This is a genomic window from Mycoplasmopsis agassizii (assembly GCF_002272945.1).
Taxonomy (GTDB): Bacteria; Bacillota_I; Bacilli_A; order Mycoplasmatales; family Metamycoplasmataceae; genus Mycoplasmopsis_B; species Mycoplasmopsis_B agassizii.
The window spans coordinates 289672-304339 of sequence record NZ_NQMN01000001.1 but is presented as its reverse complement, the minus strand read 5'-3'; the positions used below and the strand labels follow the sequence as shown (position 1 = coordinate 304339).

14 protein-coding genes are annotated in these 14668 nt (G+C 28.3%); 11 read left to right on the top strand and 3 right to left on the bottom strand.

Features of this window, described 5'->3' with window-relative positions; translation table 4 throughout:
* Nucleotides 1-7 precede the first annotated feature (7 nt).
* The 4 genes from parE (at nucleotide 8) to CJF60_RS01115 (ending at nucleotide 5587) form a co-directional block, all read left to right on the top strand.
* Complete coding sequence (parE, locus tag CJF60_RS01130; protein ID WP_084231836.1) at nucleotides 8-1963, top strand: DNA topoisomerase IV subunit B; 1956 nt, start codon at nucleotides 8-10, stop codon at nucleotides 1961-1963.
* Entirely contained in the window at nucleotides 1956-4691 is a 2736-nt protein-coding gene (locus CJF60_RS01125) for a DNA gyrase/topoisomerase IV subunit A (protein WP_084231835.1), read from the top strand. Before parE ends, CJF60_RS01125 begins: the two co-directional genes overlap by 8 nt.
* Nucleotides 4692-4773: 82 nt before the next feature.
* On the top strand, nucleotides 4774-5199 hold the full coding sequence (locus tag CJF60_RS01120) for a hypothetical protein (RefSeq protein WP_084231834.1): 426 nt from the start codon (nucleotides 4774-4776) through the stop codon (nucleotides 5197-5199).
* Nucleotides 5186-5587 carry an insecticidal delta-endotoxin Cry8Ea1 family protein gene (locus CJF60_RS01115; RefSeq protein WP_084231833.1) on the top strand — a complete coding sequence of 134 codons (402 nt, stop codon included), beginning with the start codon at nucleotides 5186-5188 and terminating at the stop codon, nucleotides 5585-5587. Before CJF60_RS01120 ends, CJF60_RS01115 begins: the two co-directional genes overlap by 14 nt.
* Nucleotide 5588: 1 nt before the next feature.
* Here the strand turns inward: CJF60_RS01115 and CJF60_RS01110 are convergent, their stop codons facing one another.
* From CJF60_RS01110 to CJF60_RS01100, 3 genes are read right to left on the bottom strand one after another with little or no spacing between them, the layout of a single operon-like run.
* Nucleotides 5589-6239: an ECF transporter S component gene (locus CJF60_RS01110; protein ID WP_084231832.1), complete on the bottom strand. Its 651-nt coding sequence runs from the start codon at nucleotides 6237-6239 to the stop codon at nucleotides 5589-5591.
* The gene (locus CJF60_RS01105; protein ID WP_084231831.1) at nucleotides 6226-6966 is read right to left on the bottom strand and encodes a type III pantothenate kinase; all 741 of its coding nucleotides are present in this window, start codon (nucleotides 6964-6966) and stop codon (nucleotides 6226-6228) included. Before CJF60_RS01105 ends, CJF60_RS01110 begins: the two co-directional genes overlap by 14 nt.
* Nucleotides 6967-6989: 23 nt before the next feature.
* The gene (locus tag CJF60_RS01100) at nucleotides 6990-7616 is read right to left on the bottom strand and encodes a hypothetical protein (protein ID WP_095279114.1); all 627 of its coding nucleotides are present in this window, start codon (nucleotides 7614-7616) and stop codon (nucleotides 6990-6992) included.
* Nucleotides 7617-7712: 96 nt separating this feature from the next.
* Between CJF60_RS01100 and nadE the strand changes: the two genes are divergently transcribed.
* From nadE to tsf, 7 genes are all read left to right on the top strand, one after another.
* Nucleotides 7713-8477, top strand: a complete 765-nt coding sequence (gene nadE / locus CJF60_RS01095; protein ID WP_084231829.1) for an NAD(+) synthase — start codon at nucleotides 7713-7715, stop codon at nucleotides 8475-8477.
* Between the two features lie 70 nt (nucleotides 8478-8547).
* The gene (locus tag CJF60_RS01090; RefSeq protein ID WP_084231828.1) at nucleotides 8548-9270 is read left to right on the top strand and encodes a YebC/PmpR family DNA-binding transcriptional regulator; all 723 of its coding nucleotides are present in this window, start codon (nucleotides 8548-8550) and stop codon (nucleotides 9268-9270) included.
* 22 nt (nucleotides 9271-9292) lie between these two features.
* A complete protein-coding gene (locus tag CJF60_RS01085; RefSeq protein ID WP_084231827.1) occupies nucleotides 9293-10018 on the top strand; it encodes a hypothetical protein in 726 nt (241 codons plus the stop codon).
* A gap of 149 nt (nucleotides 10019-10167) precedes the next feature.
* On the top strand, nucleotides 10168-11289 hold the full coding sequence (locus CJF60_RS01080) for a restriction endonuclease subunit S (RefSeq protein WP_084231826.1): 1122 nt from the start codon (nucleotides 10168-10170) through the stop codon (nucleotides 11287-11289).
* A 102-nt stretch (nucleotides 11290-11391) separates the two neighbouring features.
* The gene (locus tag CJF60_RS01075; RefSeq protein ID WP_084231825.1) at nucleotides 11392-12045 is read left to right on the top strand and encodes a hypothetical protein; all 654 of its coding nucleotides are present in this window, start codon (nucleotides 11392-11394) and stop codon (nucleotides 12043-12045) included.
* A gap of 502 nt (nucleotides 12046-12547) precedes the next feature.
* Nucleotides 12548-13642 (top strand): 30S ribosomal protein S2, encoded by a 1095-nt coding sequence (gene rpsB, locus CJF60_RS01070; RefSeq protein WP_084231824.1) that lies wholly within the window; start codon nucleotides 12548-12550, stop codon nucleotides 13640-13642.
* 2 nt (nucleotides 13643-13644) lie between these two features.
* On the top strand, nucleotides 13645-14529 hold the full coding sequence (gene tsf, locus CJF60_RS01065) for a translation elongation factor Ts (protein ID WP_084231823.1): 885 nt from the start codon (nucleotides 13645-13647) through the stop codon (nucleotides 14527-14529).
* Nucleotides 14530-14668 lie beyond the last annotated feature (139 nt).

Below are 14668 nucleotides of genomic sequence, written 5' to 3'. Positions count from 1 at the left end.
AAACAATATGAGCAATTATTCAGTTGACAATTTAAAAGTCTTAAAAGGTCTTGAGGCAGTCAGAAAAAGACCAGGGATGTATATTGGATCTACAGATTCAAAAGGTATGCATCACCTTATTTGAGAAATCTTCGATAACTCAATCGATGAGGTTTTAGCAGGCGTTGCTAAAACCATCAAAGTAACATTAACCAAAACCCAATCAATTATCGTTGAAGATGATGGTCGTGGTATCCCTGTACAAAAACATGATTCTGGAAAATCAGGAGTTGAATTAGTTTTTACAGAATTACATGCAGGTGGAAAATTTGGCGATGGCGCTTATAAATCTAGTGGAGGGCTTCACGGTGTTGGAGCCAGCGTTGTTAATGCTTTAAGTGATTATGTTAAAGTTAATGTTTACCGCGAAGGTAAGGAATACTTTACCGAATTTAAAGATGGTGGTAACATCAGCATTAAAACTAAAGAAATTGGTAAAACTAGTAAAAAAGGAACTAAGGTAGAATTTAAACCTAATTTTGAAATCTTTAAAAAGGTAACTTTTAATCAAGAAATAATTATTGAACGCTTACAAGAAGCTGCTTTTTTAAATTCTAATTTGACTATTATTTTCAAAAATGAAAATAATAGTTTTTCAAGAGAATTTCACTATTCAAACGGAATTAGTGCTTTTATTGAATTTATAAATAATTCAAAAAAGAAAGTTACACAGACTTTTGTTTTTAAAGATGCTGATAAAGCAACAGGAATTAATTTAGAGTGTGCTTTTCAATACACAAGTGATTACACTGAAGTTTTTGTTTCGTTTGTTAATAACGTTAAAACTCGTGATGGTGGAGTACATGTTAGTGCTTTTAAAAATGCTTTTACTAAAGTTATTAATGAATGAGCCTTTGAAAGAAAATTAGTTAAAAGTAAAAGTTTCTTTGATGGTGAAGACATTCGCGAAGGAATTTCAATTGTGCTTGCTTTGCAAGTACCTGAAAAAATTCTTGAATTTGTCGGTCAAACTAAAGATAAACTAGGTACTCCTGATGCAAAAGCAATTGTTGAAGATGCTGTTTATAAAAAAGTACGTTTTTGACTAAATGAAAACGTGCAAGATGCTGAACGCTTAATTGGTAAAATTAAGAATGCTTATGATTCAAGAATGGCAGCAAGAAAAGCACGTCAAGAAAGCCGTTCTTTAAAAAATCTGAAAAAAGAAAAGTTAATTTTATCTGGAAAATTAACTCCTGCTCAAAGTAAAAATCCTAAAGAAAAAGAAATTTTTCTTGTCGAAGGTGATTCAGCTGGTGGCAGCGCTAAAAGTGGTAGAGACCGTAAATATCAAGCGATTCTACCACTTAGAGGTAAAGTAATTAATACTGAAAAATCAAGACTAGTTGAGATCTTAAAAAATGAAGAAATTGCAACAATTATTAACACTTTGAACACTGGAATTGGTGAAGATTTTAACATCAATAATTTACAGTATCACAAAGTCATAATAATGACCGATGCCGATACTGATGGTGCTCATATTCAGGTTTTATTGCTAACATTTTTCTTTAGATATATGAGACAGTTAATTGAAGGTGGACACATTTATATTGCTCTTCCTCCTTTATATAAAATTTCTTTAAAAGATAAAAAGCAAACTGTTTTATATGCTTGAAGTAATGATGAATTAAAACAAATCACAAAAAACCACGCTCGTTATGAGATTCAACGCTATAAAGGTCTTGGTGAAATGAACGCCGATCAACTTTGAGAAACTACAATGGATCCTAAAACCAGAAGCTTAATTAAAGTAACTTTAGATGATTTAGCAATTATTGAGCGCCGTGTGTCTACATTAATGGGAGATAGCGTTGAATTAAGAAAAGAATGAATCTCAACTAACGTAAACTTTGATTTAGATGATGATTTTGAAATCAATGATGATAAAAATGAAGTAATAAGCGAGGTAATTAATGGCTAAAAAAGATAACGCTCCTGAAGGCTTAAATCCTCAAATTTACTTACAAAATCTTGATGAAATCATGTCAGAAAGATTTGGAAATTATTCTAAATATGTAATTCAAGAAAGAGCCTTACCAGATGCTAGAGATGGACTTAAACCTGTGCAAAGAAGAATTTTATTCTCAATGCATGATTTAAAACTTTACAATCATTTACCTTATAAAAAATCAGCTCGTGTAGTTGGTGATGTTATTGGTAAGTATCACCCCCACGGTGATACTTCAATTTATGATGCCATGATCAGACTGGCACAAGATTGAAAAATGGCTTTGCCACTAGTTCAAATGCATGGTAATATCGGCTCAGTCGATGATGATCCTGCTGCTGCAATGCGTTATACAGAAAGCCGCCTTGCTAAAGTCAGCGAATTAATGCTGAAAGGGATTGAAAAAAACATTGTCAAATTTGTTCCAAACTTTGACGATACCGAAAAAGAACCAACTGTTTTACCTTCGTTTATTCCTAACTTGTTAATCAATGGAAGCCGTGGAATTGCTTCTGGTTTTGCTACAGAAATTCCACCACATAATATTAATGAAGTGATTGAAGGTGCAATTGCTATGATCAGAAATCCTAATGTTTCATTAAACACATTAATGAAACATATTAAAGGACCAGACTTTCCTACAGGTGGAATAATTAGTGGTAATAAAGGTATTATTGAAGCTTTTGAAACAGGAAAAGGTCGTGTTTCAATTCGTTCAAAATATGAAATCGTTAAAGAAAATAAACAACACTATATTTCTATTAAAGAGCTACCTTATGGAATTGTTAAATCAAAATTAGTTTTTGAAATTGATCAACTGCTTGATAAAAATAATATCGCAGGTGTTGAAGAAGTTTTAGATGTTTCTGATCGTGATGGAATTGAAATTCAAATTAAACTAACTTCAAATGCTGATGCAAAAACTATCATTAATTATTTAATGAGTAAAACTCAATTGCGTGTTTATTATTCATACAATAATATTGCCATTTATAAAGGTTATCCAACCTTAATGAATTTGCACCAAATGCTTGGTGCTTATATAGATCACTTTAAAGATGTAAATAATAAAATTATTATTTACGATTTAAATAAAGCAAAAGATCGTCTTGAAATAGTTGAAGGATTCTTAATTGTTTCAAAAGTTACTGATAAAGTTATTAAAGTTATTCGTGAAAGTAATAATGCCAAAAAAGGTGTTATTGAAGATCTGATTAGAGAATTCAAATTCACAGAAAGACAAGCAACTGCAATTGCTGAAATGCAATTATATAGATTGTCTAAAACCGATTTTTATGCTCTTCAAGATGAGAAAACAAAACTGCTTGAAACAATTGCAGAATTACAAGGATTATTAAAAGATGAAAGTCTATTTAATAATCATTTAATTAAAATCTTGAAAGAAATAAATAAAAATTATGCAATCCCTAGAAGAACCTTAATTGAAGATTCTAATGATGCAGTTGATTACAATATTGAAGATCTAATTGAAGAAGAAGATATTCATATTAGTATGACAAAACAAGGTTACATAAAACGTGTTTCTCAAAAAATTTATGATTCAAATAATTATGAAACATATTCATTAAAAGAGGGTGATGAAATTGTATTTGCACAAAGTACAAATACAAAATCTAAATTAATTTCTTTTACAAATCAAGGTAATTTTATAAGCATTCCTTTATTCAAAATTAACTCAGGAAAATGAAAAGAAATAGGACAACATCTTAGTGAATTTGTTAAATTAAATGATTCAGAAAAAATCATTAATACATTTATTATTAATGATTTTAGCGACACGATTTATGTCAATTTTATAACTAAATTAGGACTTGGAAAACGTACTAAAATTGAAGCGTTTGATATTAGTAAATATTCAAAACCAGTCAGAGCAATTAAAATTAAATCAGGTGATCAATTAGCTTCTGTAAGTTTAAGTAGTGGAGGTTTTGTAAACCTAGTATTTACAAATAATGATCTTGTTTTAAAAATAAGTGAAAATGATTTTCCACTTTTAAATACTTCAAGTATGGGAAATATCATTATTAAATTAAATGCTGGTGAAGTTGTAAATCATTTACAAAGTGCTCAAAATAAATCCAATTTATTACTAGTTAGTCAAAGAAATTATTACATGTATTTAGATGTTAAAAAACTTAAATTTGCTAACCGTGGAAATAAAGGTCAAAAATATTTTGAACAAGCTAAAACAAATCAACATCTTGTTAAATCATCTTTAATTTTAGATTATGAAAATAAATTTAATTTAGTAGAAATTAATGATGTAGTAGTTTTTGATGAAAAATCAAATAACAAAAGAGAAAATCAATTTTCTACTTTAGGTAGAAATGTAAATTATGTTTTCAATGAAACTGAATCACAATTAGATTATTTAAATAAAAATAAATCTTTAATTGAAAGTAATATAAATAAAAAATTAACTCAAGAATTTGATAGTGAAAAAACACAATCATTACTTGAAGAAGATCAACCTAAAAATCAAAAAGATGATTCTTCTAAAACAGTTGAAATTGAAAAAACGAAAACTTATTCAGTTGATAAAAGTAAGATCAAAAATGAACTAAAAGAGAAGAAAAGTATTGATGCTATTTTAGATACAATTGATGATGCTTACGGCAGTTTTGATAGTAAATTTAGACCTGAAAAAATTAAAGAATTATTAAGTAAAAAGAAAAAATAATTCTGTCAATAAACATATAAATTAATCGCAAAAAGTTTTTGCGATTTTTATATTTATTTAATTCTGTTTATATAATAGAAATATGAATCAACATAGAGATTTACACACTAATAAATTTAATTCTTTTGATGACTTAAATAAAAAAATAAGGATTGCTTTTTACTACACAATTAGTGAAGTAATTTTCTTTATAATTGCTTTATCTTTTTTAATTATTAATATTTTCTTAACTAATGAATTTAAAATAAATTTTAATACTACTAATTCAGTTATTGCAATTATTCCAGGATTAGTTGTTGCAGGATTATGAATTATTTTTTATGCAGTTGGTTCTTATTTAAGATTTAATTGAATTGTTAAAAGTGATTATATAATTAAATCAAAAGATGAAGATTTAAATATTTATTTAAATAAGATTTCTATGTTTTTAAGATACCCAATTTTAAATATGATTTTTATAAATAGACTAAGAAAATTAATCAAGGAAATACCTAGTGAACGAAGATAATCAATCAAGAACTTCTGAAAGTTTATTTCACTTAATTAAGTTTGCTTTAATTGCAACTTGAATATTTTTATTCATCGTAATTCTTTGATCGCTTGTATTAGTTTTCTATATTATTTATTGAGTACATCTTAGTCAATTTTTTGAATTTCCAGTTTGATTAATAGTTACATCTTTAGCAATTTTGACTTTTGTTTTATCTATTTTTTGAGCATACATTTGAAAATATAAAAGAAAATTGTCTTACCGTAGAAACCACAGTAAGACAAAAATAAAAGATGAGATTAATGATTATTTAACTACCTATACAAATCAAAGTTATAAGGGGTCAATTTACAATATTTACTTATTAACTAAAATGTATAGATTACTTAAAAAATGGAAATTTTAATTTAAATAGAAATTGCTTTTGAACTTCTAAATCTTGTTCTTATGTAAAGCATAAATGATGCAAGATATCAAGCTAAAATTAGTGCAAAAATAATTTCAACTATGAAGTTAACATAAATAAATCCAAGTCAAATTAATAAGGTAACTGAATTTAAAAATTGAAATGGCGCAATTGCATTATGTAGGAAAATAAAAGCAGTAACTAAGGTTGTATTTAATAATACAGCTAGTGCTCCTAAGAACATAATATTAATTACTTTAGTAACATGTTTAAAACGATCTTTAATTAAAACTTGACTAGTTAAACCAATAATTAAACCTGTTAAAAATCTAGGTAAAACAGATACATCTGGAAAGTAAAACATTCCTGAAGCATCACCTCTAGTATGAGCTGCTATTAAGGCACCTAAACCAATACCAAAACCAACAATTGATCCACCACTTCATCCTAGATGTAAAGAAGCCACAACCATGATAATTGGTAAGGTTGTAAAATCAATTAAACCTAGTTTAATATAACCTGTGTAAGGTATAAAACTTAAAATCAAAATCAAAGCTAAATAAAAAGCTAAATATATTCAGGTCTTTATATAAAAGAGCCTGTTGGCACGAAATCTTTCGTGTCTATTTTTATATCATTTAATTATGTTCATCGAATTCCTCCGCTAATCCCTTTATTACCATATTATCGATAAATTCGATATTTTTATTAATTTTAGCAATTTCTTTTAAATAAATTGCATCGCCACCTGTGATTAAGATTTTACTTTTAGGATCAATATTTTTAGCAAGGCCTTCAATCATGTAATAAAAGCCATTGAGAAAGCCAATTGATAAGGCTTCTTCTGTATTATTACCTAAATTTTTTTCTAAATAATTAAATTTTAATAAAGGTAATTTAGGAGCAGTTTCAATTAAATTTAAATATGAATTATATAAACCTGGTGCAATGATTGCGCCTTGCAATCTTTTGTTTTTCACTTGTGAAATTACAGTTGCTGTTCCTAGAGAAACAACGATTGCTTTTTTATATAAACTAGCTGCATAAATTGCATTTGCTAAAATGTCAGCACCTACTTGAGATTGATTTGCATCGCCTAAATTTAACTTTGTAGTATTAGTTGCATTTAAAAAAGTTATTTCACATTGATAAAAGTTTTTAGCTAGTCTTTCGAATAAATAATTTTTCTCTTCTACAACTGAAGAGATAAAGATTTTTTCAACATCTTTAATGCCACAATTTTCATTGACATAAGAAAATAATTCAACTTCTGCTTGAATTAATTTCGTTTCAATTTGTTGAAAATATCATTGCTCTCTTGCTTTAGTTGCAAACTTTGTATAAGTGTTTCCTACATCAATATATAGAGTTACTTTCATGTTAAAACCTCTCTAGCAATTGTCTAGGCAACTTCATCGACAATACAATCAATTATTTTTAAGACATTCTCTTTAGTAATTAATTCTGCATTAATATTGTCTTTTTCGCTCTTGCTTAAATCATAAAATAATAAAGCCTGAATTTCACTTTTTTCTTTAAAAAATTCTTCTGCTTTTTGCTTATTATGATACTCAGTTAGAAAAACTTTAAGCAAAGGATTTTTGATTAAAGTTTCTTCAATTCAAGTAAATGAATTGAAGTTATCTTTTTTAAATAATTTACTAGTTAAGCGATTACTTTGATAGTTATAATTTGCTAGCGAAATTAAATAATCGTATTCACAAGCAATTTCTCTTAAAGCTTCGTCATTATAATTATTAATGTCAACTAAATCAGCTTTTATGCCATGGCGATACAGTTCAAAATTAACAAACGCTGCTAATAAATTACTATGATCATAAATTACTTTTGAAGTTTTAACTTTAGTGCGAAAACCATAAACTATTAAAACTTTTAAGTAAGCATTTTTACTTAAATAATCTGAAAAATAACCTAAGATTTCATTTTCAGATTCATTAGCATTTGCTATTGAATTAAATTTTGATTTAGGATCTGAATTAGAAAATTCAGATCTTTTAATTTGCTTCATCTCTTTGATATTTTTATCCAAGTTAACTCCAACACAACTATTTAAGAAATATTATTATTAAATTATAAGTTAACTTAATTAAGATAAAATAAAAACATGTCAAAAAATTTAGAAAAAATTAGTGAAGAAAAATTAAAAGCTTATGGCTTATATTTAGAAAAATGATTATTAAAGGTTGTCACTGATGCCAATAAAAAAGGTGTGATTGTCGGCTTATCAGGTGGCATTGATTCAGCACTTGTAGCAGCAATTGCTGCCAAGGTTTTTCCTAAAAACCATTTTACAGTTTCAATGATGATCAACAAACGAAAACAAGATGAATTAGATATCAATGAACTAGTAAGTAAGTTAAAACTAAAACATCAATATTTAAATTTAGAAAATGCTTATAAAGCAATGGTTGATGTTTTAAAAATTAATGATCAACTTGCTTTAGCAAATATTAAACCTCGCTTAAGAATGACAAGTTTGTATGCTTTAGCTCAAGAAAAAAATTATTTAGTTTTAGGAACTGATAATTTAGATGAATGACATCTAGGTTATTTTACAAAATTTGGTGATGGTGGAGTGGACTTATTACCGATTGTGCATTTAACTAAAACTGAAGTAAGACAACTATCAAAAATTTATGGAGTAACTAAAACAATTATTAATAAGGTACCTTCTGCAGGTTTATGAGATGATCAAAACGATGAAGATGAAATGCAAATTAAATATTCTGAAGTTGATGCTTATTTAAGAGGGCAAACAGTTGATCAAAAAACGCTAGAGCGCATCAACTATTTACACAGAATAAGCTCCCATAAAAGAGTGGGTGCTGCTAAGCCTCTTGACTTAGAAAACTTTGTTAAAGAAAGTTAATTTTTTTTATCACCAAAAACAAAATATTCTTTTATACTTTTACAAAGATTACTTTTAATTAAGGAGCAAAATGGCTGGACATTCAAAGTGAGCAAATATTAAACACCGCAAAGGGGCGCAAGATGCCAAGCGCGGTAAAATCTTTCAAAAACTATCTAAAGAAATATCTGTAGCCGCCACACGGGGTGCTGATATCAATTCAAACCCTGCTTTAAGGCTTGCAGTTTCAAAAGCTCGTTCGGCATCAATGCCAAAGAGCAACATTGAAAAAGCAATTGCTAAAGGTAGCGGTTCAGGCAAAGATGCAGTGCAATATACTGAGTTAACTTATTCAGGCACTGTTTCTAAGGGTGTACAAATCTTAGTAGTTTGCTTAACAGATAATTTAAATAGGCTAACAGCCAATATCGGTAGCATGTTTAGAAGGGCAAATGGAGCTTTAGGTAAGCAAAATTCTATCCCCTATGTCTTTGAAAGAAAAGGTTTAATTGAAATCGACAGTAGTTTAATTACTGAAGATGACATCACAATGATTGCACTCGATGCAGGCGCTAGTGACATCGTAGTTGAAGATAAATACTACTCAATCACTTGCGAACCTGAAGACTTTGTAGAAGTCTTAGATAAAATCAGGAGTGCCACCAATTTTGAAGAATTTCTGAGTGCAGAAATTTCCTACATTGCAAATTCCACGGTCGACTTGGATGAAGAAGAGGCTCAAAAAGTTTTAGACTTTATTGAACGCCTTGAATCAGATGATGACGTGCAAAACGTTTATCACAATCTTGGATAAAATTTAGGAAAAGGACTCATTTATGAATATATTAGAAATCTCAGATGTAATTGCTTGAATCGCTTCAATTTCAGTTGCAATTACAGGACTACCACAACTCGTTAACGTTTTAAGAAATAAAAAAGCAGAGAAAGTCAATATGTATAGTTGATGACTATTTGCAACGGCAATTATTTTATTCTCAACTTGAGGATTAATGCTTGATTCAGGTGGGCAGCAATTAATTATCGCTGAATTAATTGCGATGATTATCACCGCCATGACAATGTTTGCTTTCTTACATTATCGTAAAGATAAAGTAATTAGTTTCAAAGCCAAACTAAGTCAGCAAATTGCCTTATCAATTTATTTAATTATTATTTTCGCTTGAACCATTTGGTTTTTTGCTGTTGGCCAAAAACCATTTGCAGATAGCGAAGCAAAAACGGCAGTCTCTTCTGTATTTGCTAATTTAGGTCCAATATTTTCAATGGTAGCTTTTCTACCACAAACCATTATGGGAATTAGAAAGAAAACACTTTACTTTATTCCTTTATCATTCTTAATTAATTTGATTGGTTTCAATGTTTTATGAGTACTAACTTTTGCATTAAGAATCCGTTCAGTTGAAATCGGTTTATTACCTGATTCATTACTTGTTCCTTATATTTTAGGAACTTTATGACAAAGTATCAACCTAGCAATTGCCTTAATTCAAACAACGTTTTATGGCATTCAAATTCAAAAGAAAAAAATTATTTGAATTTAATTTAAACAAGAGTTTAAATTTAATCTTCTGCAACTGCAGAAGATTTTTTTTCAAAAAATAATTCAAAATAATTTCATCTAAATAGCTTCAAAAAGTAAATGCTATAGATATAATTAAAAATAAATAAGACAGTAATTAGGAATATAAATATGAAAAACATTAATACTTTCTTAAAAGAAATTAATCCAGAAGATATTAGATATGAAAAACTAAAAAATTTAATAGATTATGTTCAACCCACTAAATTTATTGTTAAAGATACTAAGTATAAAAATGAATATAAAATACCTGTTTTAACTGCAGGAAAAAGTTTTATTTTAGGATACACAAATGAAAAAGAAGGAATTTATAACGCTTCAAAAGAACAACCTGTAATGATTTTTGATGATTTTACAACATCAATGCATTGAGTAGATTTTGATTTTAAAATTAAGTCATCAGCAATGAAAATTTTAGTAAATAAAACTGAAGAAAATAATTTTAGATTTCTTTATCACTCGATGAAAATTATTGATTATAAAATTGCTAAAGAAAATCACGAAAGACATTGAATTTCAAAATATTCACAAATAGAAATAGCATTACCTCCTTTAGAAATTCAAAATAAGATAGTAAGTATCTTAGATGAATTCTCTAGGCTGGAAGCGGAGCTGGAAGCGGAGCTGGAAGCTAGAAACAAACAATATAACTACTACCTGAACTACCTTATGAATTTTGATGATAAAGAAAATAAAAAAGTTGAATGATATAAATTAGAAGAGATTGTAACTATCAAACCTGGAAGTAGAATTACAAAAGCGATGATGAATGATAGCTTTCAATATCCTGTTATGGGTGGTGGCGTAAAAGCAACTGGTTATTATAATGATTGAAATTTTGAAAATGTTGTAACTGTTATAAAATATGGTGCTGCAGGTCATGTTAACTGAATAGGTGAAAAGTTCTGAGCAATGGATGTTTGCTTTGTTTTACTTCCTAAAAACAATTCACTTCTTGATAAATTTTTATATTACTATTTAAAATCAAAACAACAAGAGTTAATTAATTTAAAAAGAACAACAGCCTTTCCACCTGCATTAGAAAGAAATGCCCTTGCAACATTTTTAGTCCCTATTCCTTCTTTTGAAGAACAAAATCGGATTGTCAATATCCTAGATAAATTCAGTAAATTAACTTCAGACATCAATGAAGGTTTACCTGCAGAAATCAAAATGAGAAGACAACAATATGAATATTATCGAGAAAAATTACTAACTTTTTCTCAATCATAAAACACGCTAATTGGTTCATTTTCTTGAACCAATTTTTATTTCAAATGTGAAAAAACTGAAAATTTTTTAAAGGAGATATTCTTTAGTTATAATTAAATTATTATGAAAAACAAAAAATTGAAAATTACTACCGACCAACCAACTAAAACACTTAAGGCATTAAAAGAAACTCACAATATGGAAGAAACAATTCATAGAGTTGATATTAATCAGGAAACAGGAAGGGCAAAATTACATTTTGAAGCAGAAGGCGATCCTAAACCTATTGTTGTTACACCACCTGGACCAATTGACCCACCACCAGGTTGAGATTGAGAAGAAGATGACTTGCCTTTTGATAAAAAATGGGTTATGATTAGGATTCAAAAATCAGCAGACGGAATTATTAAATCGTTAGGATCACAAATTAATGAAATAAGAGTGCAGAATATGGCAATCAATTCTAAAGTGGATACTTTATATTCTAAAGTAGATAATCTTGAAGCACAAAACAAAGAACTTTATTCTAAAGTAGATAAACTTGAAATTGAGGTCAGTGAATTAAAAAGTCAAAACGAGGCAATTGTTAAGCAAAATGATGAATTAAAAACACAAAACAATGCAATCGTTAAACAAAATGATGAATTAAAAACACAAAACAATGCAATCGTTAAACAAAATGATGAATTAAAAACACAAAATGAGATAATTGTTAAGCAAAACGAAAAAATTGTTGAACAGTTAAAAGAGATTTTAGAATTAGTCAAGAAAAAGTAAATTAGAAATAGTCATAACTATAAAGGTCAAATATTTTCTTTAATTTCTTTAAACAATTCAGCTTTTCAAAATTCATAAAAAGACATACAAATAAATAAAGCTACTACTTATATCTTTATTGATAATACTTAAATTTTAACTAGCCAAAGAACATCTGAAAAGAATTTAAAAAAACTGGTTAATTAAAATTTTGAACATTGAAAAAGATTATTTTATCAAGTTATTTCTAATTTAAATTACCTTAACAAAATCCTCTCTACTTGCTTTCAGCAAGCAGATTTTTTTAAAAATCTTTCAATTTTTAAAAAAATTTTTTGATATACTAAAAAGGCTTTTATTAATCTTTTTAAAAATCAAAATCAAGAAGATATTTAATTAAATTTAATTAAATAAAAAGCACATTTAGGAATTTTTTAGGGTGTGCTATCAGTATCAATGATAGTGCTTAAATTTTGAACTAAATGGAAGAATTAAACAAACTACAACTATTTTAAGGATCTTAATGGAAAATAAAAATCTAAACATTGAAACTGATAATTTAGTTTCAAATGAAATTGATGGTGAAAAAATTGTTCCTAACAATTTAGTACTTTCTGCAGGAATTTACTTTGGTCACCGTACACAAAATTGAAACCCAAAAATGAGTAAATTTATTCACTCAAAAAGAAAAGGGATTCATATTATTGATGTTTCAAAATCAATGAAAGCGCTTGAATTAACTTATAAAATAATTCAAAACGCAGCCGCTAAAGGGGCTACCTTTGTTTTTGTTGGTACAAAAAAACACGCTAAAGAAATTATTAAAGAAGAAGCAATGCGCTCAAATTCTTTCTTTGTTTCAGAGCGTTGATTAGGTGGAACTTTAACTAATGCTAAAACTATCTTTAGCCAAATTAAAGAATTAGAAAGATTAGAAAACTTAAAAGCTCGTGACTATGATTCTTACACTAAAAAAGAAGCATTAGAGCTTGAAAAGAAATTACAAAAACTACAACGTAACTTTGAAGGTATTCGTGAAATGCGCCGCCAACCAAACTTTATGATTGTAGTTGACCCTGAACACGATAAAATTGCTATTACAGAAGCACGCCGTAAAGGTGTAAAAATTATTGGTGTTGTTGATACTGATGGTAACCCTGATGATGTTGATTTAGCTATCCCTGCTAATGATGATTCAGTAAAATCAATTCGTTTGATTTTAACTGTTTTAGCAGATGCGATCGTAACTGCTAAAGGTGGAGTTGCTAAATTAGCATATAAAAATGATGTTAATTTTGATTTAGGTGGAACACCTTCACGCCGTGAAATTGATTTTAATCCAAATCAACAAAGACGTTTCTTTGAAGACAGAAGATTCACAAACTTTGAAGATAAGCCTGAGAGAAAATACCACCGTGATTCAGCAACTCGCCCTGAAAAACGTGAAAATAAACCAGCAACTTTAAGTGAGAAAAATAAACGTGTAACTTCAACTACAAATGATGAAAAACCAGCACAACGTAGAAGAACAACTAGCGATTCAAATACTCACAGTCAAAATGCTAAAGCAAAACCAAGAACAAGTGCTCCTAAAAAAGCACCTGTAAAGAAAGATTAATAATGGATGCATCTCAAAAAGCACAACTAGTTAAAGAACTACGTGAAAGAACAGGTTCAGGATTTCTAGATGTTAAAAAAGCACTAGAAGCAACTAACTATGACATTGAAAAAGCAATTGAATTCTTAAAAGATTCAGGTAAGGCAAAAGCTGCTAAAAAAGCAGGTCGTATTGCTGCTGAAGGATTAGTTTCAGTTGTTAAAAATGATAAAAAAGTCGTTATTTTTGAAGTTAATTCAGAAACAGACTTCGTTGCTACAAACCAACAATTTATTGATTTAGTTAAAAATATTGGTCAAGCATTATTAGCAAATGATTTTACTAATTTAGAATCTGCTTTAGCAGTTAAAATTGATGCAAATTCAACAATTTTACAAGCAACAGAAAATGCAACAGCAACAATTGGAGAAAAAATTTCACTGCGCCGTGCTGAATTTGTTAATTTAGAAGCAAATCAAGTTGCAGGAATTTATACTCATGCAAACGGAAGAGTTTCTTCACTATTATTAGCAGAAGGTACAAACGAAACTAATGCTCGTAACGTAGCAATGCATATTGCAGCTATGAACCCTGAGTTTTTAAGTAAAAATGAAGTTCCTGCAAATCGCCTTGAAAAATTAACTGCTGAATTCAAAGAATCTCCTTCATTAAAAGGTAAACCAGAAAAAATTCAAGAAAATATTTTAAGTGGAATGTTAAATAAAGCACTTGCTGAATTTACATTATTGAACCAACCATTTGTTATGGACCAAGGTTTCACTGTTGAAAAATATTTAACTGATAGTTCACTAAAAGCTTTAAAAATGAAACGTTTTGAAGTTGGTGAAGGAATTGAAAAAGAAGTTGTTGATTTTGCTGCTGAAGTTGCAGCACAAATGAAAAAGTAATTTTCTTTTCTTTATAAATAATTAAAAGCACTTATTAAAAGTTGCCTTTTTTTATTCTTGAAAGCCAAAAAATTGTTTTATTTCATAAAAACAAGTCAAAAGCGATTTTTTTGCAAAGTCTATCTTTTATTTATTATAA